Raw genomic sequence first — 21991 nt, forward strand, 5'->3', positions numbered from 1 at the left:
CATGAAACCGACTCCTGTGTTCCAAGCCGAGCGGCTGGAAGCCGGCTATGACCATAAGACGGTCGTCGACGGCGTCAGCCTCGTCGTGCCGGCCGGCCGGATCAGCGTCATCATCGGAGCCAACGGCTGCGGCAAGTCGACGCTGCTCAAGACGCTGGCGCGGCTCATCAAGCCGTCCGCCGGCCAGGTGACGCTGGACGGACGGTCCATCGGCTCGATCGCTCCCAAGCAGCTCGCGCGGACGGTCGGCATCCTGCCGCAGTCGCCCATCGTGCCGGAAGGCATCTCCGTCGCCGATCTGGTCGGACGCGGACGCTACCCCCATCAGCCGCTGCTCGGCGGCTGGTCCAAGAAGGACACGGCGGCCGTCGCCGAGGCGATGGACCTGATGCAGGTGACCGAGTTCGCGGACAAGCCGATCGACGAGCTGTCCGGCGGCCAGCGGCAGCGTGTCTGGATCGCCATGGCGCTCGCGCAGCAGACCGACATCCTGTTCCTCGACGAGCCGACGACGTACCTGGACATCACGTATCAGGTCGAGATCCTCGACCTGCTCACCGACCTCAACCGCAACCACGGCACGACGATCGTCATGGTGCTCCATGACATCAACCTGTCCGCCCGGTACGCGGACTACATCTTCGCGCTGCACGAAGGCAAGCTCGTCGCCGAAGGCCCGCCGGCGGACGTCGTCACCGGCTCGCTGGTCAAAGACATCTTCGGCCTCGACTGCACCGTCATCGAGGACCCTGTGTCCCGCACGCCGCTCGTCGTGCCGAGAGGCCGGCATCACGTGTCGGCCGGACGAAGCTGAACGAAGCCGCGGCCGAGGCCGCGGCGGATGCAACGCCGCGACACCAAAAAAGCGCCCCTGCGGGGGCGCTTTTTATCTCTCAGCCCCCTACTCGCGCTGCGAAGGCTTGCGGATCAAGACCGCGCTCGCCGCCGTTCCGATCAGGAGGAAGACGGCCATGAGCAGGCTCGCTTCTTTCATCCCGGCGTTGAACGCATGGAACACGATCGGCTTCGCGTCCTGAAAAGCAGGGAGGGCCCGGAACGCCTCCGCTTGCCCGCGGCCGAAAAGCTGCGAGCCGGCAAAAGCCCCCGCTTCCTGGAGCAGCTCGAGCAGCTTGTTCTTCGATTCGACGTCCATGCTCGAAAGAGCCGCGACTTGCTTGCCCAGCGACTCGTCATATCCTTCCGTCAGCTTGATCCCGAGCAGGACCACGCCGAAGGACAGTCCGACTTGCCGAAAGACGTTCAACATTCCCGAAGCCATACCGACCTGGCTCTTGTCGACGGCACTCATCGCGGCATTGGCGATGGGAGGATTCACGAGCGCGTTGCTGATGCCGAGAAGGATGAATCCCGCCAGCAGATGGCTCCATTCCAGGGGAACTTGAATCCGATGGCGCAGGACAAGGATTCCGATCGCCCCGATCAGCAGCGCTCCGCCGATCAGCCACCGATCGCTGATTTTTCCGGATAAGAACCCGGCCATCGGCCCTAGCACAAGGGTAAATCCGCTGATCAAGAGCATCCTCTCTCCCGTTTCAAAAGCGGAGTAGCCCATATAATTCTGCATCAGAATCGTGAGGTAAGTGAACCCCCCGTACAGTCCCGCTCCCAGAACGAAAGCCGCGATGTTGGCGCCGTTGAACGCCGCGCTTTTGAACATCGACAATTCCATCATCGGCTGGTCGACCTTGCTCTCGGTCACGATAAACGCGATGAAGAAGAGCAGCGATGCGCCGAACAAGCCCAGAACATGCCCGTCCGTCCAGGAATAATCCGGGTGCATCTCCTTCTGGATCAAGGCGAGCACCATCGTGAAGATCATCGCCGTGCTGAATGCGAAGCCTGGATAATCGATTCTCCCCTTGCTGTTCCGAGCGCTCTCCCGGATGAAATGCATTCCTGACAGAATAGCCGCGATGCCGAAAGGAAGATTGACCAGGAAGATGGATCGCCAGCCCCAGCTGTCCACCAATGCCCCGCCGATAAGCGGACCGGCTGAGATCGCCAGACCGACCACGCTGCTCCAGATGCCCAGCGCAAGTCCCCTTTGCCTGTCGGGAAAAGAAGCAGTGACGATCGTCAACGACAGGGACATCATGGCCGCGCCGCCGATGCCTTGCAAGGCTCGGAACAGGTTCAGCCACACATCGCTGGCCGCGAGCCCGCAGGCCAAGGAGCCGATGACGAACAAGCCGAGCCCCGTCAAAAAGACTTTTTTGCGTCCGACGACATCCCCCAGCTTGGAGATCGGCAACAGCAGGGCCGCATAAACCAGCGTGTAAGCATTCAGCACCCATTGCAAATTCGAAAAGTCGGAAGCGAAGCTTCGTTGGATATCGGGCAGCGCGACATTGACGATGGTGAGATCCAGCATGGCCATGAACACGCCTAAGCTGACGATGATCAGAACCCACCACTTTCTAGAATGGCTTTCCATTTGATGTCCCTCTTTTCATGTTTTTGTGCACACAAATGCACTTATTGGCGGAAAAGAAAAGCACTCTAGGGCTGCAGGTTCAAGAGTGCTTTCATGTTGCTCGCCGTCTTTTCGAACCGGTCTACGACACCGTGCTGGTTGGCTTTGTAGTAGATTTCCCGGCCTTCTTTCCTTCTCTGCACGATATCGAATCGATTCATGTAGTCCAGATGGCGAGAGATCACGGATCGGTTCTGGGGGAAGTGCTCGGCGATCTGCCCGATGGTCATTTCCCCATAGATGGAGAGGAAGACCAGCAGCTCGCTTCGGACCGGGTCAAAAATGGCTCGGTAGTATTCAATGTCGATGTTGTCTTCGATCAGCTTCTTGCACTTGTTCGGATCGTGACCAAGTCCCATCCTCTCACCGCCTGCCTTTTATTATATGCATTTGTGTGCACATGTAAACAAAAATCTTCGAGAGCATCCAGCCGGACAGCGGGCTGAACGGGAGATCCAGGTCTTCTTTGCCAAATCCATCCGCAACGGAGCCGCCTGCGAGGACAGCCCGCCAAAAAAGGAAGGCGCCCCTCCAAGGGGCTCCTTCCTTCTTGCCGTCCTTATTTATAAAACACCTTTTCGATGTTGTACTTGGCCTTGAGCTGATTGATGAGATAGGTTTCGTAGATTTCCCGGTGCATGGGCTCCTCGATCAGGCACACCTCGATCTTGGCGACCTCGCTGCGATGGTTCTTCATGACGGACGACGCATCCTCGAAATGCTTCTTGATGCGGGGCCGCAGCTTGCGCGCCTTGCCGACGAACAGCAGCTCGTCCTTGTCGTTGTAGAACAGGAAGATTCCGCCTTCTTCCCTTGTGATCCGATGGAAATCCGTAAACCCGTAAATATGGCTGGACTGAGGATCCTTTTCCTTGTATAGGGTGACGTCCGGTTTTGGAATGGTGATCTGAATCATGCGCGTTCGCTCCTTCTGCTGGGCCTGTCTCATTGGTATTTCTATTATTATACCTGCTTATACTCCGCATGTCCCGCTGCGCCTGCGGACCGGAATCCAGACCTCGCATGCGGATTCGGTGCGGCTCTCATCCGTCCAGGCGTACTTCTCCACGCACGGTCCCTCGACTTGCTCAAACTGCGTGGACGGGAACCACTCCGAGTAGACGCGCCTCCAGACATTCAGGATCTCCAATCCGATCTCTCCCTCCCCCTCCATCGGCTCCCGGCTTTCAAAGACCGCATACGTCTGAGCCGGAAGAGGAAGGATCGCCAGCCCCTCAGGAGCGGCCGCTCCTGCCGGCGCCTCGGCTCCCATCAGGTAGCGCCTGCTCCCATCCTCGCGAAAGTCGAAGTGATAGCCGTTCAACAGCGATCCCGCCGGCCTGCCGGCGGCCTCGTTGATGGCATCATGCGTGCCGTCCCTCCAGATCGTCTCCACAAATGCCGGAATGTCCACGAACGGATCTCCGCTCAGCACGATTTCCTTTCCGATGACGGTTGCAGCCTTATCCTCCGCAAGGCGATAGTTCATCTCGCTCTCCCCTTTGATCTGGATTTGAAAGGAGATTCGAGGATAAGCTTTGAGCTTCACATTCCTATGCCGGGCCGCAGACGGCGTCACGCCGTGAAGCCGCTGGAAGGCTTTGGCGAACGCCTCCGGACTCTCATATCCGTAGCCCAGGGCGATATCGACGACCTTCCGGTCCGTTCCGGCCAGCTCTTCCGCGGCGAGCGTAAGCCGGCGATTGCGCACATATTCCGAGATCGTAAAGCCCGTCACGGCATGGAACATCCGCTGGAAATGGTACTTCGAGGACAGCGCCGCCCTCGAGATGCCGTCGATATCCATCGGCTCATGCAGATGGTCCTCCACATAATCGATCGCCAGCCGCAGCATTCGAAGCGACTCCATCCGCTCTCCTCTCCTTTCTGCTATCAGAGTAAAGGAAACGCTCCCCCGCTGCCTGTGCAGACGTGCTTCATCCTGTCGTCCGGCCTCAGCCGCCGGCGCCCTTATCGGGCTGCTCGGCATAGCAATGGCTCACGGCATGCTTGAACGCCTCGAGGTAAAAAGCAGTGGCCCTGCGACTGACCTCGGCATGCGGATTCAAGATGTCGAAGCCGTGATAGCAGCCTTGGAACAGCTCGAACTTGACCGGCACGCCGGCTTGGCGCAGGTTCTCGACATATTCAATCGTCTCGTCCCGGAACGGCTCGATATCGCCGACGAAGGTGACTGCGGGCGGCAGGCCGCGGTAATCGTCCGCTCGCGCTGCAGCCGCGTAAGCCGGCACCTCTCCTCCGTACCGATCGCCGAGATACAGCTTCCAAGCCCACTCGTTGTAGCGGGAGTTCCAGATCGGCGCGTCGTTGTCCTTGGCCGAGTCCGTCCTCATCCGGTCATCGAGCATCGGATAGAGCGGCATCTGGAAGGCAAGGCTCACTTCTCCCCGATCTCTGGCGTACAGGGCGATGGCAGCGGCCAGTCCGCCTCCCGCGCTCTCGCCGCCGACCATGAGCTGGTCGTCTCGGACGCCGAGATCTCCGGCATGGCCCTTCAGCCACAGCAGCGCCTCATAGCCGTCATCGAGAGCGGCCGGATATGGCGCCTCGATCGACAGCCGGTAGTCGGGGGCGACGACTACGCACGGACTCGCCCGGATCAGCCGCTTGTAGGCATCCCCGAACAGCTCCGGGTTGCCCATCGCGTAGCCGCCGCCGTGAAGCCACAGCACGCCGGGCAGCCGGCCTTCCGAATGAAGCGGCTTATAGATGCGGATCCGCAGCTTCGACCCGTCCGGGCGCGGGATCCACTCCTCGCTGCACGACAGGCCTTCGATATTTTTGCCGATGGACTTGTCCGACCGCCTCTTCGACTTGCGCATCGCCTCGATCCACTTGGCTTCGCTTTTCGATCTCAGGAGAAAATCCACCAGCTTGCCCCGAAACCGCAGCTGCTTGTCGATCCTGCCGGAAGTCACGTTCATGGCTTCACCTGCTCTTCAATGATTTGTTCGATCCCCAGCACAATCAGCCTGACCCCGAACTCGAACGCGCGGTCGGTCCCCATCAGCTCGAACAGCCCGTTCGTGAACATCCGTCGGAACAGTCCCGCTTCCGCATCGTTCATGGAGTCGAGCAGGCGGACCATCTCGTCGCCCGGAGCGGCTCCCTTGTCCTTCAGGATGGCGGAGACGTTGCGCTCATGCTGATAGTCGTCCAGGACGAAGTAGAAGACGTAGTTCACCAGCGTCGTGACGACCTGCATCTTCTGCTCCTGCTCCAGCGGCGTCTCTTCCACGCAGAGCAGCATGCGGTTGGTGAACCGGATGATGTCCGGCTCGTGGGGCAGCGTCATCATCATGAGCTGCGTCGAGCAAGGATAGCGGCCGAGCACGCTCCGCACCGTGGCGGCCAGCGCCGCCAGCTGCTCCTTCCAGTCCCCGGCCGAGCGGAACTCCTCCAGAATCCGTTTCGACACCTGGTTGGCCAGGCGCTGGTACAGCTGCTGCTTGCTCTTGAAATGCCAGTAGAGCGAGGGCGCCTGAATGCCCAGCCGCTCGGCCAGCCGCCTCATGCTGAACTTCTCGATGCCCTCCTCGCCGAGAAGCTCCCAAGAAGCCCCGAGAATCTTGTCCTCCGAAATCGAAGGCTGCTGCTTTTTCATCTGGCACCCGCCTTTTATCTAACGGTGTAAGTTTATGCTTTACAGGTTCATAAGGCCATGATATCATCTAACACTGTAAGGCACAACCTAACGCCGTTAGATTGATCTCAAAAAAATAAACCTAGAAAGCCGGGATCCGCATGGATGCAGAAAACCTTCACTATTTCGAGAAAGCCCCGATCGCCAAAGCCGTCGCCCACTTCGCCGTCCCGATGATGCTCGGCACGTCGATGAGCGTCATCTATTCCATCTTGAACGCCTACTTCCTCGGGACGCTCCGCGACACGGCCATGCTGACCGCGCTCGCGCTGACGCTGCCGCTGTTCGCGATCATCATGGCGCTGGGCAACCTGATCGGGATGGGCAGCGGCACCTTCATCTCCCGCCTGCTGGGCGAGAGGAGCTATGACGAGGCGAAGCAGGTCTCGTCCTTCGCCTTTTACAGCAGCCTCGTCCTCGGTCTGATCGTCATGGCGATCGGCCTCCCGCTGATCGATCCGATCGTCCATAGCCTCGGGGCGACGCCGGATTCCTTCGGATTCACCAAGGATTATGTGACGGTCATGCTGATCGGCTCGCCGCTGGTCGTCCTGTTCTTCACGCTGGAGAACATCGTGCGCGCCGAGGGGGCGGCCGTCACCTCGATGGCCGGCATGATGCTGAGCGTAGCCGTCAACATCGCGCTCGATGCGATCGCCGTCTTCGTGCTCGACTGGGGCGTAGTCGGCGTCGCGTCCGCCACCGTCGTTTCCAACGGGGTCGCGAGCGCGTTCTACGCCTATCATATCGGAGTCAAGAGCCGGTTCCTCACCGTCTCGGCCCGCTGGTTCAAGGCGAGCCGAAAGATTCTGGCCAACGTATTCAAAATCGGCGTTCCCGTCTTCATCATGAGCGTCTTCCTCGGGGCGATGTCGCTCATCCTGAACCATTACCTCGTGGAGTACGGCGACCCGGCCGTTGCCGCTTACGGAATCTCCTCCCGGCTGCTGCAATTTCCCGAGTTCATCCTGATGGGGTTATGCGAAGGAGTCGTGCCGCTCATCGCCTTCTCATTCGCCGCGAACAAAGGGCGCATGAAGCAGACGATCGGCTTCACGATCAAGACGATCCTGGCGCTGGCCGCCTCGTTCGGCGTCATCGTCTACCTCGTGTCCGACCACCTGATCGGATGGTTCACGAACGATCCGCACCTGATCGAGATGGGCAGCTACATCCTGCATGTGACGTTCCTGTCGCTGTTCATCACCGGCCTGACCACGCTGTTCGTCGGCATCTTCCAGGCGACCGCGCAAGGAACCGCAGCGTTTATTATGTCCGTGATCCAGGGGATTACCCTGATTCCCGTGCTGTACTTCGCCGACCGACTGCATGGCTTCCATGGCGTGGTCTGGTCGCTCGTCTTCGCGGATGCGGCCGCATTCCTGGTCGGAGCCATCCTGCTGTATGCGCTGCGCAAAAAGCTGCAGCCGGATCTGGAAGGTCTCGTGCAGGGAGGGTAGTCCTATCGGCGCTAGCTTTGCTTTTTCAGTCCATCCAGCAGGAATGCGAGCATCTTCATCGTCTCCTCCTGGGCGTCGGGCTCCACCGACGCACCGGCAAGCCACAGCGCCGTCTCGTTCAGGCCGCCCGAAATGAAGTGGACCAAAGCGTCGAGGGGCATGGGCCGAACATAGCCGTGCTCCTGCATCAGGCCGAGCTGCTCTCTCAGCAGCCGCATGGAATGATGGCGGTCCATCTCTCTCCATGCTTCCCAGCCCACGATCGCCGGGCCGTCGATCAGCAGGATGCGCCGGTTGCGATCCTCGATCGCCGCCAGGATGAACGCGCGGCAGCCCAAGTAGAGCTGCTCCCCCATCTCCTCGCTGGTCGCCGCCTCGCTCTCCACCCTCTCCGCGACGTCTTGCTGGACATCGGCGAGCACCGCCCGGAACAGATCCTTCTTGCTGCGAAAATGATGATAGACCGCCCCGCGCGTCAGGCCCGCCTCTTGCACGATCGACTCCAATGCCGCCTCCGCATAGCCATGTTCGGCAAAATGGCTCCGGGCGACCTCCATCAGCTTGCGGATCGTTTCCGCCGCTTCTTCCTTGCTTCTTTTCACAGGCAGTCCTCTTTCTATTATTCGTTCCAAATTTGTTCGGAATACTGCTCGCTGTATCCGTCCGAAGGAGGGATGACGGTGATGACATCGATCAGCACGCCGTTCGGATCGGATGTGATGAAGTGCCGCTGGCCGAAGTCCTCGCTCCGGAGCTCGAGCGCCAGCGGCAGCCCGGCATCGCGGATGAGGCGATCGTACTGGGCATCGACATCCTCCACTTCGAAGTTCAGAATGAGTCCGTTCGTACGGGTCCGGTACGGCTCTGGAATCGTGGGATGCGCCGCGTCCAGGACGGCCAGCTCGTACGAAACTTTCTCGCCGGACAGTTTTAGGCTGACGTACCAGTCTGCCTCGAACACTTTTTGGAAGCCGAAGTGCTCCTCGTAAAACGACGCCGTAGAACGAACCTGATCCGTCAACAGGACCGGATAGAAACTGGATGCTTTCATGCGAAATGCCCCTTTCGGCTTGGAATGCTTTTACAATAACATACATACTGTATGTATGTAAATAGATTGATTAAATCATAAGACACCTCCAGCATGTTCTCCTCGCGAGGAGGAACCCGACTAGAGGTGTCTTTTTTGAATCATCTCAAATTGCCCTTCCCACTGCTGCCGCGCGGCGGACCATCGTTTCCCTTCGCTCAAAGCCGTATTGCTCATACAATCCATGCGCGTCCCGCGTGCCGAGATGAATCGCCGTGCCGCGAAGGCGAGGATGGCCGATCAGAACCGACATCATCCATTTGCCGAGCCCTTTTCCCCGATGCTCCGGGACGACGATGACATCGCACAGCCAGGCAAAGGTCGCTCCGTCGGTCACGACGCGCATGAACGCGACTTGGACTCCGTCCTCGCCGTAAACCCCGAAGCAAAGCGAGTCCCGCCAGCTGTTCAGGATCGTCTCCTTCGACCTATCCGCAGCCCAGTAGCTGCCCTGCAGCAAGCCGACAACCACGTCCGGCTGCAGCTCCTCAGTACGGTCGCTCATTCGGTAAGGCAGATCGCCCGGAATCCATTCCATCGACAAGTTCCTCCTGTTCAAGATCGAGATGGGTTCAGTATAATGGTTCCAGTTGAAGCCGAATACGGAATTAGGACAGTTCTATACCCATACAGATCGGGGCGGAGGATCATGAAGTATGCGAAGGTAAGGGACGGGCTGAAGCAGCAGATCAACAGCGGAGCGATCAAGCCGGGAGCCAAGCTGCCGTCCATCCGGGAGCTCAGCCTGCAGTGGGCATGCAGCAAGAACACCGTCATCCGGGCCGTCGACGAATTGGAGAAGGAGCATCTGATCTACTCGGTCCCCAAAAGCGGCCACTACGTCCTCGTCCGCTCCTCCCCGTCCGACGATCCGCCGCAAGGACGGATCGATTTTGCCGCGGCCGCTCCCGATCCGGGCCTCATCCCGTACGAGGAGCTGCAGCATGGGCTGAATCGGGCGGTGCAGCTGTACGGCGACCAGCTGTTCGCCTACGGAGATCCGTTTGGATTCCCCTCGCTGCGCGAAGCGCTGTCCCGCCATCTGGCCGCCGCCCAAGTTTTTGCCGGGCCTGAGCGGATCTGCGTCGTCTCCGGCTCCCAGCAGGCTCTGCACTTGCTTGCGTCCATGCCGTTTCCGAACGGGAAATCGACGATATTGGTCGAGCAGCCCTGCTATGCCGGGATGCTGAAGGCGCTGGATCTCCTCGGGGCGACCGCGATCGGAATTCCCCGAACGGAATCCGGCCTTGACCTGGAGGAAGTGGAGCGGCATTTCCGGAGCAATTCTATCCGCTTTTTCTACACGGTTCCCCGCTACCACAACCCGCTCGGCACCAGCCTGTCCCGCCGCGAAAAAGAGGCCCTCGCCGACCTGGCGGACAGGCATGACGTGTACATCGTGGAGGACGACTACCTCGCCGACCTGGAGACGGACCGCAAGTCCGATCCGATCTTCAGCTACGACCGGTCGGGCCGCGTCATCTACATCCGCAGCTTCTCCAAGACGATGTTTCCCGGCCTGCGGCTCGGCGCCGCCGTGCTGCCGGAGGCATTCGTCCCCATGTTCCGAAGGTACAAGTCGATGAGCGACCTGAGCACGGCCGCCCTGTCCCAGGCCGCATTGGAGATCCACCTGGGCAGCGGGCTGTTCCAGCGCCACGCCGATAGGACGAAGGACCGCTATCGCAAGCGGATGCAGGCGCTGGAGGAGGCATGCGGCCGGCACTTGCGCGGAGGCTTCCGGCTGAGCCCATCCGCCGGAGGCATCTTCGCCTGCCTCGAGCTGCCCGAGCATCTCGGTGCAGAGGAGCTGGCCGCGGCTCTTCGCCAGAAGGACGTGCTCGTCTTCCCTACGACGCCCTGCTACCTGCCCGGTACGCGGAGCTCGAACAGCTGGCGCCTCAGCATCATCCGCACGAACGAGCACCAGATCGAGCAAGGCATCCGCATCATCAGCCAGACGGCGGACGAGCTTGCGGGCCGGGGAAGGCCTGCTGAGCCGGGCCGATCGGCGATTGCCTGGATCTGACTCCTTGGGAAGGATACTTGAGCTTACGAGAGGCGTGTCGGAATACAAAACTGGATGGTCAGCGAAGTGAACGACCATGCGCTGCGCATCGCGGCCCGCCTCCGCTAGCTCACCCGGACCAACGAGTCCGGCTCCCTTGAACGAGCCCACATGATGGAAGGCTTTGAGAAAGACCTCCTGCGCACTATCCTTGGCCTGCTCCTGGTTCCGCGTGATGGCGTACGCGTAGCCTATCCCTATTGCATCCGTCATTGCCGTTACTTATGACAAGGCTCGCCGCCTCTACAACCTCTGCTCCGTCACTCCCGCTGCCGGATCGAAGGTCAGCATTTTCGTCCCGATCTTATCGATGAAGAAGCGATCATGGCTTACCGTAATGACGGCCCCGGGAAAATGGATCAGCGCCTGCTCCATGACCTGAATGCTCATGAGATCCAGATGGTTGGTCGGCTCGTCCAAGACGATAACCGCCGCACCCGACAGAAGGCACTTGGCAAGCGCCACTCGAGCCTTCTGCCCGCCGGACAGATGGCCGATCGCTTTGCTCAGATCCGCCTCCGAGAATTGCAGCATCGCTAAGAATTTGGCCACTTTTTTGCGAGGGGCGTCCAGTCCCAATCCATACGTATTCACCGCGTGACTGACAGTATCCTTAGGGTGAAGTTCCTCCCACATTCGGTTGAAGTAGGCGTAGCTGACGCCCTTCTCCCAGATGACCTCTCCTGACTCCGGCTTCTCCGTCCCCGTGAGCACCTTGATGAGCGTGGACTTCCCGCTTCCGTTCGGTCCGGTGATGACCAGGCGATCCTCCTTCTGAATATCGAAGCTGACGTTCTCGAAGATCTGCCTGCCTTCGTAGGTCTGCCCGATCTTCTTCACTTCGCATAGCTTGTCCGGGAAGCGCAGTTTCTCGTAGATATCGGTAATCAGCACGTTGACGGGATGCGGCTCGATCCGCTTCTTGTTGTCCGCCAGCTTGCGCGAAAGACGATCCTTGGAAGCCGCTTTCCTATTCGCGCGGTTGTCGATCTCCTCGGACTCCAGGAGCAGCAGCTGTTCCTCCCATTCGAACTGGCGGTCCAGCTCCTTCTTGCGCATCTTCTTCTTGCGGACGTATTCGGTGTAGTTGCCTTCGTATTGCTGAAAATGGTAATTTTCAATCTCGATGGTACGCGTGACGACCTTGTCGATGAATTGCCGATCATGCGACACCAGAATCATGGCTCCCTTGAACCGGTACAGCCACTGCTCCAGCCATGTGATGCCTTCTATATCCAAATAATTGGTAGGCTCGTCGAGCAGAACGACATCGGGCAGCTCAATGAGCATCTTGGCGAGCGCCGCGCGGTTGCGCCATCCCCCGGACAGCTCATCGATCGGCTGATTGCGGGATCGGTCATTGAATCCCAGCTTCGTGAGCACGGTGTTGATCTCGATCGACACGTTCCAGCCGTCGAGATGATCCATTTGCTCGAACAGCTCCGCCTGCCTCGCCAGCAGCTCCTCCATTTCGTTATCGTCCGGAGACAAACCCAGCTTCTCTCCGACCTCTTGCAGCTCTCGTTCGATACATGCAACCTGCTCGAAGCACATTTCCAGTTCTTGTTGAACGGACAGGCTTCCGCTTAATTCCGAGAATTGCGAGAAATATCCGATTTTCACCTTAGGATCGATCTCTACTCTGCCGGACGTCGGCTCTTCCTTGCCCATAATGAGCTTGAACACCGTAGACTTGCCTGCGCCGTTCCGTCCGATCAGGCCGATGCGTTCCCCTTGCATGACCCTAAAATAGATATCGCGAAAAATTACGGACTCCTCATACTTCTTCGTAACGTTCTCCAACCGTATGACGCTCATGGCTCTCACCCTTCTGGTTCCAACACTCTAGAGGGATTATACCATCCTGGTCTTATTTCCAGATTAGTCATCTTCCACCCAACAAAACTTGTAGCAAAAGCCGCGAACCGTTTGAATATATTTCGGCCTCGAAGGATTGACCATGCATGACCGCAAATTCCGCGCGCATCACGAGCGAATAGAAAAAAGAGACTGCGTAAAGCTCGCAGTCTCTTCCTAATATGTTAAAAAAAGTTTTATATCTGTTCATTGCTCAGCATCGCACTCGCCATCGCCCAAAAACCGTCAGCGCATCGGGAAATGGCATGGTTTATTCCCGCTCGATCAAACGCATTAACATAACCACGACCTCTGCTCGCGTCGCGTTTGACCCGGGCATGAATGTTGCATTCGGGTAACCGTTGATTATTCGATTGGACGACAACACTTCCACACTGTTCGCAGCCCATGACGGAATCTGATCCTCGAATGACTTGCGGTTGCCCGCATCCGATTTCAACCGATAAGCATTCTGGAATAACACCGCAACTTCCGCTCGCGTAACGAACGAACTGCCTTTGACATAATGTTTGCCATTATGCGCTATGCCGGTCACTAGCCCGTTCGCGTAAGCGGCGGCAATATAAGGCTTGCTCCATACCGCCAGTTCATTCCAATCAGCAAAGTACGCCGCCGCCGCGTCCAGATCGGCCTGATTGCCGATGGTCAGCTGCCTCGCTCGTACAAGCATCGCGATCACTTCGGCTCTTCGCGTATCGCTGTTCGGAGCGAATACCTCAGGCGCCCGGCCGGCAACGAGACCCATCTTGTACGCTTTTTCAATGGCCGCTTCAGCCCAAGGCGCTTCGGCATGCACATCCTTGAATGTGGACTTGGGCGGATTGCCGCCATTGTCCGTCGAGCCATCGGTTTGTCCGGTACCCGCTTGCCCGCCGCTTGTCTGCCCGCCACCCGATGCAGGCACTCCTGGATTCGTGCCCGGATCCGTGCCTGGATTCGTGCCTGGGTCCGTTCCTGGATTCGTGCCTGGATCTATGCCTGGGTCCGTTCCTGGATCCGTTCCTGGATCCGTGCCCGGATTCGTGCCTGGATCCGTGCCTGGGTCCGTGCCTGGGTCCGTGCCTGGATTCGTGCCTGGATTCGTGCCTGGATCGCCAGGCTCGTTGCCTTTCACAATCGTGACATCGTCTTGGGAAAGGTTGCCCACATAATCGATCGCCGTTAGCGTGATATAAGCTTTCTTGTCCTCGTCTAATGTACCGCTCATGCTGAACTTGCCCATATTGTCCGCCGTCGTACGACTTCCCCGACTGTCCAACACGGTAGCATACGGCACCGTACTGCCTTGAATCTGATAGTGACCTTCCGAATCGGTCACAATCTTGCCGTCCGGCCCCGTTTCGACGAACAAAGCAGGCGGAAGATGATTGTAATGGACGGCCAGACCATACTCGGATACGTCGCCCTGATCATTTTCGGCCACGATCCGTATCAAGCTTGATCCTGCATCGCCATCGACAGAGATCGGCACGGATATTCGAGGCTCATAATCGGAGCTGATGTAGATTCGATTGAAATTCGGCATATTCGTGACTGCGTCGATCGTCCCGTCGCTCTGCCACACGGTGAACTTCGCGTTCAGGTCCCTGGACTGTCCGTCCTCGGCGCCCACGTAAGTGGTCGCCACATCCAGCTTGAAGTCGCCGTTCACCGTAAGCACGTTGCCCAGCAGCGAATCGCTCGAGATCGCGCCCAAGCTCGGTGCCACATGAATAACGGGAGTCTTGACCAGCGGCACGTCGACGACGGCTGTAACCGTCGAAGCGCCATAAATAGAAGACGCGTTGGAATCCGAGGGGTCCACGCTGGCATATGGCGTCACCGCAAGCTTGTAGCTGTTGCCCGGCTCCATCCCGCCGAAGTCAATAGCGAATGCGCCGCCAACCGCTTCGTCGGCGGAGATTTGATACTCGATTGGTCTGCCTGCGTGCGCGATTTGGTCGCCCGTCGGATTGCCGTCGCTGCCGATCTCATCCGTATAATTCAGAGGCGACATGACCGCGTTGCCATCGGCATCAAGCAAGCGAATCAGATAACCGTGCGCATTGGAGACGGCGCTCCAGGCTGCATGGATCGTGCCGCCGCCGCCCGCCGATACCGATACCGCGCTTACCGAGTCGGGCGCAAGCGGATTGACGACGTCCATGGCTTGCTTCGCGTTCAAGCTTGCATACGGGATCGTCCTGGATGCATCGCTCTTCGGCGTTCCGATCAGCGTCACCCTCGGGTAATACTGCCCGCTCTGCAAGTAGCTTAAGTCTTGCGCCGTGAAGGCGTAGCTGCCCCCTGCGACTCCGTCCGTCACTTGCCCGGCAACGATATCGACCGTATGAACAAGCACGCCCGCGCCAGTCTGCGTCGGATCGTCGCCGTTGTCTGTCGACAACCGAACTTCGACCCGATAGTCTTCCGTCTCCGTATCGAGACCTGTCAGATCCCAGCTTGCCGTGCGGGTGCCCGCATCGTACGTCGTGCCGGCGATCTCCGGAACAGGCGCGATGGCGATAACCGAACTGTCAAAAGACTGGCTCGAAGAGATCGTCCAATCTCCGGGTTGCCTGCCCAAGCGAATCATAATCGTGTTGTCGGAAACGACTGCGGCATTCGCGTTCGGATCGTCATAGAAAGGCGTCCCGTCCTGCAAGGTTCCGGGATACGTCAAGCCGTAAGGATTGCCGTCCGGATCCAGGATGCTAAGATCGTCCGGGGCTGCGGATACGAGCAACGCATAATCACCCGTCAGGCCCTCCGGGAGCGTCACCGTATGAACCGTATCCGAGTCGTTCGTCGATATCGCAGGCGTAAGGTCAAGCGTCCGCAATCGGCTAGGCGAGTCGCTCGATGCGATCAATCTCATGTTGGAGAAGACATGAATCTGCCCGGCCGCGTTGCCGTTCTCATCGAACACAGTTTGCCCTGTCTGCTCCGACTGTATCGAACGCAGGGCCCGCCGCCCCACGCTGACAGAGCCGCTTCCATACGCATAGTTCACCTTGAGCCCGAAGCCGAGCACGCTGAACGTCGCATAGGCGTCCGTATTGCTCAGGCCGATGTTGTTGTTGAGCAACGTATACGGACCGATGGAGAACAGCCCGACTTCGACCTCCGGTATCTGGAGGCGACCATACAGCTGACCGTTCAAATTGTAGCTGCCGCCTCTGTAATAGGTGAGGTTGGCATTGCCGCCTGCCAGAATAACCGAGAAGTTCTTCAGAATATTGGCAGCGACTTGCATTTGATACGATACAGACGTATTGGTCACGTAGATGCCTGCCTTGAACTTGTCGAAGATCTCCATCTTGAGCAACGTCGGGTTCCCGGACAGGCTGATCTGGGAAGGTCCGATCGCCAACTCTACATCATTGAATTCGAGCAGGCCATTGCCGGGAATCAGACTCCCGACCTCCAGATCGCCATTGATCAGAATCAAGATCGGGGCGACGCCCTTATAGTTGCCGGTGATCGTGTCCGCCAGACCCGATACACCGCCGCCGAATCGGGTCAGCTTCGCGATCGGCAGCGCGGGCGTAACCGGAATGCCGTCGCCTAATCCGACGATGATCTTGATCGTGTCCGGAATAAACTGACCGGTCGCGCCGTTCTTCTTCAGGCTCATGTCCGCCGCGAAATTCGCCAGCTTCGCGTCCACGTCAAGGGCAACGGAGTGCTCGTTCTCGAATGTATCGATCGAGCCCTCGGCCGTTGCGCCCACGCCGAAGCCGCCGAGCAGCTTTTTGGACATATCGTTGCCGGGGGTGAAGTAACCGTCCGCCTTGACCCCTTGGAAGCTCAAGCTTCCCTGACCGTCAGCGCCGTATTGAAGCCGGTCGATATTGAGACCGAACCCCACGTTGCTGCTGCCCGGCAGCGCCATTCCGAAGTACACCTTGCCGTCGAACATCATCGCATTGCCAAGCAGCGCAGCTCCGGTAATTTTGGCTGTCATTCCGCTGCCCAGAACGGTCAGTTGGTTCCGGTTATCAAATGCGATCTCGATATTCTGCTTGTCAGGGTCCAGCAGCTCACCATCCGAATCCTTGGCATACTCGGTCACGTACTGGACGCCCTTCTTAAGCTCGATCGAAGCGTCGGATTCGGACAGAAGGTTGAACGCGCCTGCGACCAGGGTGACCTTGTCCATCGTGATCGTGACACTGCCGCCGGCATCGTCGCGAACTCGCAGCTTGCTCTGACCGGTTCGCAGGTAGCTCGTCAGCCCGCCGTTGATGATGGTCGTTCCGCTGAACACATACTCGCCCGTCACGGCCGCGCTTGCCGTGAAGCTGCCCTTCAATTTGACGATCGGATTGCGCCCCCCTAGCTGCTGGGTCAATTCCTTCTCGCTTTGCGCCACGATGACGGAATGCTTGAATTGATTGTCGGATACGACGGCCATACTCCCGAACGCGGTATGACTCAAGTTCTGAGCCGTTGCGATCGTGACTGATCGTTGTACCCCGTTAATGGAAATATAATAAGTAACATCCGTACTGTTGGACAGCATGCCGGCAGGTACGCTGACGACCAGCGATGCCGATGTCGTTTGGGATACGATCGCCGGCACGGTCGGATTAGGCGACGTGCCCAGCAGCACCTCTCCTCGGCCATTCATATTCGTTCCGTACACCACAATCGATTTGAATATGCCCGCCAGCTTGGAGTTCGGCGCGATGGATGCCATCGTTTTGGTTTTGACTGCGCCTGGAATGGATTCTATATTCGTCGAGTCGTACAGCAATTCGACGGATTGGGTGGAGCTCTTCGTGACAGCCGGGCATGTATACACGCTCTTCGTCTGGTCTTGCGCGTCTGTCCTCACAAACGTGCACGGATATACGGATGTGAGGCTCGGATTAAGCGCATCCCGGAACTTGACCTGCGGCTTGTAGATCTTGCTCGGATCCTCCGGCGGCGCAAAGGTGAGCGGAATCGCTTCATTGATTTTTACCTTGACCGGATAATTCGAAAATTGTGCGTTGCTATTCGTCGTCACAGGTATCGCGATATCTTCGAAGTTGACGATCGCTTCTATCGTAGCCCCAGCCGCTAACTCCGTGCTTGAGGATACGGGCTTGATGCCGAAATCGATCCTTGAAGCGTAGGGATCAGACGGTTTCCCCTGCTTGAAAAGCGATCTCGTGTTTTCGATCACGCGCCAGATCTGAACGTTCGATACATATTTCGTCGGATCCGTGTTGACGATATGCAAATTAATCGTATCGCCCGCATAATAAGCCTCGAGATCCTGGGTCACTTGCGCCCCGCTATGATTCGTAACCTTTACTTCGATCGGATTCGAGACGATCCGCTCGACGAGCACCGTCACGACCGCATCCGTGAACGGCATCGCGAACGAATAGGTGCCATCCCCGTTCGCCGTTGAGGGCAATACGACATTCAGCAGCTCGGATCGCACTTCAATCCCGGTGACCTTGTACATCCGATGATCGTAGCTGCCTGGATTGACGGTCACAATGCCGCCCGAATGATCCGTCGCAAGCGCCCTCGCGGTCGCCTGCACGAAGGTCGCGCCTCCGGACAGCTTCGGCGATACGACGCCCGGAATCGTGGCTCGCGCCAGGATGCTATGCGCGGCCTTGCCGTCCGTGGAAGTCACCGACATGAAGACAGGCTCGCTCGGCATCGTAAAGGTATAGCGGAATTGATAGGTCGACGTATTGAACAGCGTATTCGTCAATGGCGACGTTTTTGACGAGCTTTTGCCCACGAGCTGAACGCCAGCCGGAATCAGCCCCATCGACGACGTCTGCATGGACAGCAGGTCGCCTGGCAGGAAGTAATAATAGTTACCGTATTCATAAGGATACGCTCTTCTTGGATTCGGCTGGTTCGCATAATCGATCGTCGGACTCGTGAAGCCGGCCAGATTGCGAATATCGATTCGCTGGGCGGTGGCGGTATCTACCGTCACGGTGATCGTTCTGGCGGCTGAGGTCGTATTTTTGCCGATCGTGATGGTCAGGCTCCACGGATGATTCTGGGCAACGCCGCTCGACACGACTTGTACGTTCTTCAGCGCATTGTTGCCTTGACCGTCTACGACCCTGATGCTCTTGACCATTGCCGCAGTCAGCGGCGCGGACGGATTCGTCGTATCGATTGAACCGTTCACCAGCGTAATGCTGTAATCATCTGCCGCTGCGACGGTTAAACCCTGCGCGGGAATGAGCGTATCGCCCGAATAGGCCTGGAAGTCAGCCGTATTGTTCAAGCTGATCTTCACCTTATCGCTACTGGCCGTTGCCGGCCAGGCGACGATAATCGTCAGCGTATCGTTAGCCAGGCTTGTCGTCGACACTTGGGCCGTGAATGCGCCCGCGCCCAGGCTGGCAATGCCGATCGTATTGTATGCCCCCGCTGTCGCATTAAATTGATAGCCGGTCAGGGCAGTGAGCACATACCTGGTCTTATAGCTCGTCCCGATGGAGAATGTTCCGCTCGCAGGCTGATAGGAGCTTCCATTGTCGGCTGACCACGCGATGCTCGCGATCGCATGATTGAAGACGCTGCTTCCATCCGCTTGAGCGGCTCCCGCCAGCGGAGCAGCCGTTCCGATGGAGATGTCCGCTGGCACGATCGTGGCGGGGGCCGTAGCCGGCCACGTGACAATGACCGTCAGCGTATCGTTGGACGAGCTTGCCGTCGATACGGTCGCGGCGAACGTGCCTGCGCCCAGATTGGCGATTCGACCCGTCAGATCTCTCGCTCCGTTCTGGTCGTATGCGCCCGCAGCCGAATCGAAGGCGTAGCCCGCCGAGGCTGTCAGCACGTATTTGGTCTTATAGCTCGTCACCGCGGCGAATGTGCCGCTGGCTGCCGCGTAAGTCGTGCCGCCATCTCCAGACCAGACTACGTTCGCGTCTGCATGCGTCAAAGCAATCGTGCCGTTCGTCTGCGCCGCGCCTGTCGCCGGAGCGACCGTGCCGATCGCGATGTCCGAAGACAAGATCGTTGCCGCGCCCGTCGTCGGCCAGGTCACAATAATCGTCAACGTGTCGCTCGTCGCCGCGCCCGAAGTCACGTCCGCGCTGAAGGAGCCCGTGCCGAGATTCGCAATGGCAACGGAATGGTAGGCATCAACCGCCGGATCGAAAATATAGCCGGCTGCCGCAGTCAGCACATACTTCGTCTTATAGGCCGTATTGGGCGCGAAAAGGCCGCCGGCTGCCGCATAATTCGCGCCGCCATTGCTTGACCATGTGACGTTGGCGGACGCATGAGCGAATGTGTTCGCGCCATCCGCCATTGCCTGTCCGGCCACAGGGGCCATAGTCCCGATGCCAAGATCGGCAACGACTATCGCAGAGGCGGCTGTTGCCGGCCAAGTCACCGTAATCGTCAAGGTGTCGTTGGCTGTGCTCGAAGTCGATACTTGAGCCGTGAACGTACCGACTCCCCTATTCACGACGTCAATCGCGTCGTACGCGCCAGCCGCCGGATCGAAGATATAGCCCGCGTCCGCAGTCAGTACGTACTTCGACTTATACGTCTTCCCAGGCGCGAACGCGCCGCTAGCCGCAGCGTAAGTAACGCCATTGTCATTCGACCACGTCACGCTTGCGCTTGCATGCACGAATGAATTCGTGCCGTTCGCAATACTGTCCCCCGTTGCCGGCGCAGCCGTTCCGATCGACAGCTCCGCAGCGGCGATGGTTGTCAGCGCAGCCGCGGTCGTCTTCGGCCAGGTGACTTCAATCGTTAGCGTGTTATTCGCCGCACCGGATACGACCGCCGTATAGGAGCCCGAACCGAGATTGGCGATGCGGCTCGTCAACGAATTCGCGCCGCTTGCTCCGTATGCGCCTGCAGCGGGGTCAAAGGAGTAGCCGGTTTCCGCCTCGATGACGTATTTCGTCTTGTAAGTGGTCTCATAGGCATAGGCGCCGCTGGCCGAATTGTAGGTTGCGCCGTTGTCGGCGGACCACGTGACGATGGATGATGCATGACGGAACGTATTTGCTCCGTTCGCCATGCTCGCTTCCGCAACCGGTGCTAGCGTGCCGATCGAAATATCGTCCGGTACGAGGACTCCGGTCTTCGGCCAGGTCACTTCGATGTACAAATCATCTCCGGCAGGACTATAGACGTAAAACGTGCCCGTGCCGAGGTTCGCAATCCGACTCGATAAGTCTCTTGCTCCGCCTTTGCTGTAAGCGCTTGGCGTGTCAAATGCATAACCGTTCGCCGCGAGAAGATAGTATCCCGTTTTATAGGTCTTCAGGGAGACGAATGGATCCCCGACATCCAGGTACGTGAAGGGACTGGTCTGACTCCACTCCACATAATCGAACGTTCCGCGGCTGAATACGTTCGTTCCATCCGCCACTTGAGCATTCGGTGCCGGCGCGGCGGTTCCGATCAGGATGTCGTCGGCTCCGATGAGGGTCTGCCCCGATGCGTTCGCTGTCGATTCCCACATCACGACGAGAGTCAAGGTGTCATTGGCGCGTACTTGCGTCGAGACGGACGCCCCGGCCAAAAGGCCCGTACCCAGATTGGCAATCCGGCTCGCCAGAGACTTCGCCCCGTCCTGGTAGATTCGGCTCGTGTTGTTGAACGCGTACCCTGCGTCGGCCGTTATGACGTATTTGGTGTAGTAATGCGTGCTGGGCGCAAACGTACCGCTCGCCGGACTGAAGGAGCCGCCGGTAGCAGACCAGGTAATGACGGCGGAGGCATGATTGAACGTATTCGCGCCATCCGCGATCGTCGCATCTCTGACCGGGGCGATCGTCCCGATCGAGATGTCTGCAGGCTCGATCGTCGCATTCGGCCACGTGACCACGACGGTCAGCGTATCGTTCAGCGTGAACGACTGGCTCACGGTTGCGGTGAACGTCCCCGAACCGAGATTCGCGATCCGGCTCGACAAGTCTTGCGCTCCGCCCTTCTCATACGCGCCGGGCACCGGTTCGAATACATGGTTCGAATCCGCCGAGAACACATAGCGGGTCCGATAGACCGTGCTTTGCGCGAAGCTGCCGCTGGCCGCAGCATAATTCGTTCCGTCTGCGGACCATTTAACGTCTGTTATTTCTCCGCCGCCGAACGCAATCGCTCCGTTGGCAATGCTCGCTCCATTCTCCGGCGCAGCCGTCTGGATCGAGATATCGGCCGCGGCAACAGCTGCCTCCGCTGATGCGGTGAGCGGAAGCATCGCGAATAGGAGTACAATCGATAGGGTCGCCGATACCAGCTTCGTAGCGATTCTTGTTCTCAGGTACAATTGCAATCGATTCATAGCGTCCTCCTGTTGATAGAGCTAGGCCAATGGCACAGCTCTCGGATGCGAGAAGCTGTGCCTTTCGATGACGAG

The 21991-nt window shown here is 58.6% G+C and carries 14 protein-coding genes; 3 read left to right on the forward strand and 11 right to left on the reverse strand.

Annotated elements, in window-relative coordinates; translation table 11 throughout:
• The first annotated feature begins 1 nt into the window (after position 1).
• Positions 2–814: an ABC transporter ATP-binding protein gene (locus tag NYE40_RS23715; protein ID WP_339279064.1), complete on the forward strand. Its 813-nt coding sequence runs from the start codon at positions 2–4 to the stop codon at positions 812–814.
• Positions 815–901: 87 nt separating this feature from the next.
• Here NYE40_RS23715 and NYE40_RS23720 read toward each other — a convergent pair whose 3' ends face one another.
• The 6 genes from NYE40_RS23720 to NYE40_RS23745 form a co-directional block, all read right to left on the reverse strand.
• Positions 902–2455 (reverse strand): MFS transporter, encoded by a 1554-nt coding sequence (locus tag NYE40_RS23720; RefSeq protein ID WP_101807487.1) that lies wholly within the window; start codon positions 2453–2455, stop codon positions 902–904.
• Between the two features lie 65 nt (positions 2456–2520).
• Positions 2521–2853, reverse strand: a complete 333-nt coding sequence (locus NYE40_RS23725) for a metalloregulator ArsR/SmtB family transcription factor (RefSeq protein WP_101807486.1) — start codon at positions 2851–2853, stop codon at positions 2521–2523.
• A 200-nt stretch (positions 2854–3053) separates the two neighbouring features.
• On the reverse strand, positions 3054–3410 hold the full coding sequence (locus NYE40_RS23730; RefSeq protein ID WP_028600151.1) for a nucleotide excision repair endonuclease: 357 nt from the start codon (positions 3408–3410) through the stop codon (positions 3054–3056).
• Between the two features lie 57 nt (positions 3411–3467).
• Positions 3468–4364: a helix-turn-helix domain-containing protein gene (locus tag NYE40_RS23735; RefSeq protein WP_339279065.1), complete on the reverse strand. Its 897-nt coding sequence runs from the start codon at positions 4362–4364 to the stop codon at positions 3468–3470.
• An 85-nt stretch (positions 4365–4449) separates the two neighbouring features.
• On the reverse strand, positions 4450–5439 hold the full coding sequence (locus NYE40_RS23740; RefSeq protein WP_339279066.1) for an alpha/beta hydrolase: 990 nt from the start codon (positions 5437–5439) through the stop codon (positions 4450–4452).
• Entirely contained in the window at positions 5436–6119 is a 684-nt protein-coding gene (locus NYE40_RS23745; protein ID WP_339279067.1) for a TetR family transcriptional regulator, read from the reverse strand. The genes NYE40_RS23740 and NYE40_RS23745 overlap by 4 nt, the downstream gene beginning before the upstream one ends.
• A 140-nt stretch (positions 6120–6259) precedes the next feature.
• Here NYE40_RS23745 and NYE40_RS23750 point away from each other — a divergent pair, with 140 nt between their 5' ends.
• On the forward strand, positions 6260–7618 hold the full coding sequence (locus NYE40_RS23750) for an MATE family efflux transporter (protein WP_028600149.1): 1359 nt from the start codon (positions 6260–6262) through the stop codon (positions 7616–7618).
• Positions 7619–7629: 11 nt separating this feature from the next.
• On the opposite strand, the gene NYE40_RS23755 is transcribed toward NYE40_RS23750, so the two are convergent.
• From NYE40_RS23755 to NYE40_RS23765, 3 genes are all read right to left on the reverse strand, one after another.
• Positions 7630–8220, reverse strand: a complete 591-nt coding sequence (locus tag NYE40_RS23755) for a TetR/AcrR family transcriptional regulator (RefSeq protein WP_028600148.1) — start codon at positions 8218–8220, stop codon at positions 7630–7632.
• A 17-nt stretch (positions 8221–8237) separates the two neighbouring features.
• Positions 8238–8669, reverse strand: coding sequence for a VOC family protein (locus NYE40_RS23760; RefSeq protein WP_339279068.1), 432 nt, complete (start codon positions 8667–8669; stop codon positions 8238–8240).
• 145 nt (positions 8670–8814) lie between these two features.
• Complete coding sequence (locus NYE40_RS23765; protein ID WP_339279069.1) at positions 8815–9246, reverse strand: GNAT family N-acetyltransferase; 432 nt, start codon at positions 9244–9246, stop codon at positions 8815–8817.
• Positions 9247–9357: 111 nt separating this feature from the next.
• Between NYE40_RS23765 and NYE40_RS23770 the strand changes: the two genes are divergently transcribed.
• The gene (locus tag NYE40_RS23770; RefSeq protein ID WP_339279070.1) at positions 9358–10737 is read left to right on the forward strand and encodes a PLP-dependent aminotransferase family protein; all 1380 of its coding nucleotides are present in this window, start codon (positions 9358–9360) and stop codon (positions 10735–10737) included.
• 282 nt (positions 10738–11019) lie between these two features.
• On the opposite strand, the gene NYE40_RS23775 is transcribed toward NYE40_RS23770, so the two are convergent.
• Together NYE40_RS23775 and NYE40_RS23780 are read right to left on the reverse strand one after the other, a co-directional pair.
• Complete coding sequence (locus tag NYE40_RS23775; RefSeq protein WP_339279071.1) at positions 11020–12594, reverse strand: ABC-F family ATP-binding cassette domain-containing protein; 1575 nt, start codon at positions 12592–12594, stop codon at positions 11020–11022.
• A 310-nt stretch (positions 12595–12904) separates the two neighbouring features.
• On the reverse strand, positions 12905–21916 hold the full coding sequence (locus NYE40_RS23780) for an S-layer homology domain-containing protein (RefSeq protein WP_339279072.1): 9012 nt from the start codon (positions 21914–21916) through the stop codon (positions 12905–12907).
• Positions 21917–21991 lie beyond the last annotated feature (75 nt).

Origin of the sequence: Paenibacillus sp. FSL W8-1187 (assembly GCF_037965485.1) — a bacterium.
Taxonomy (GTDB): domain Bacteria; phylum Bacillota; class Bacilli; order Paenibacillales; family Paenibacillaceae; genus Paenibacillus_O; species Paenibacillus_O pasadenensis.

Coding starts and splice junctions, on each gene's coding strand:
- NYE40_RS23715 (WP_339279064.1), top strand. CDS start 2: ATGAAACCGACTCCTGTGTTCCAAGCCGAGCGGCTGGAAGCCGGCTAT.
- NYE40_RS23720 (WP_101807487.1), bottom strand. CDS start 2,455: ATGGAAAGCCATTCTAGAAAGTGGTGGGTTCTGATCATCGTCAGCTTA.
- NYE40_RS23725 (WP_101807486.1), bottom strand. CDS start 2,853: ATGGGACTTGGTCACGATCCGAACAAGTGCAAGAAGCTGATCGAAGAC.
- NYE40_RS23730 (WP_028600151.1), bottom strand. CDS start 3,410: ATGATTCAGATCACCATTCCAAAACCGGACGTCACCCTATACAAGGAA.
- NYE40_RS23735 (WP_339279065.1), bottom strand. CDS start 4,364: ATGGAGTCGCTTCGAATGCTGCGGCTGGCGATCGATTATGTGGAGGAC.
- NYE40_RS23740 (WP_339279066.1), bottom strand. CDS start 5,439: ATGAACGTGACTTCCGGCAGGATCGACAAGCAGCTGCGGTTTCGGGGC.
- NYE40_RS23745 (WP_339279067.1), bottom strand. CDS start 6,119: ATGAAAAAGCAGCAGCCTTCGATTTCGGAGGACAAGATTCTCGGGGCT.
- NYE40_RS23750 (WP_028600149.1), top strand. CDS start 6,260: ATGGATGCAGAAAACCTTCACTATTTCGAGAAAGCCCCGATCGCCAAA.
- NYE40_RS23760 (WP_339279068.1), bottom strand. CDS start 8,669: ATGAAAGCATCCAGTTTCTATCCGGTCCTGTTGACGGATCAGGTTCGT.
- NYE40_RS23765 (WP_339279069.1), bottom strand. CDS start 9,246: ATGGAATGGATTCCGGGCGATCTGCCTTACCGAATGAGCGACCGTACT.
- NYE40_RS23770 (WP_339279070.1), top strand. CDS start 9,358: ATGAAGTATGCGAAGGTAAGGGACGGGCTGAAGCAGCAGATCAACAGC.
- NYE40_RS23775 (WP_339279071.1), bottom strand. CDS start 12,594: ATGAGCGTCATACGGTTGGAGAACGTTACGAAGAAGTATGAGGAGTCC.
- NYE40_RS23780 (WP_339279072.1), bottom strand. CDS start 21,916: ATGAATCGATTGCAATTGTACCTGAGAACAAGAATCGCTACGAAGCTG.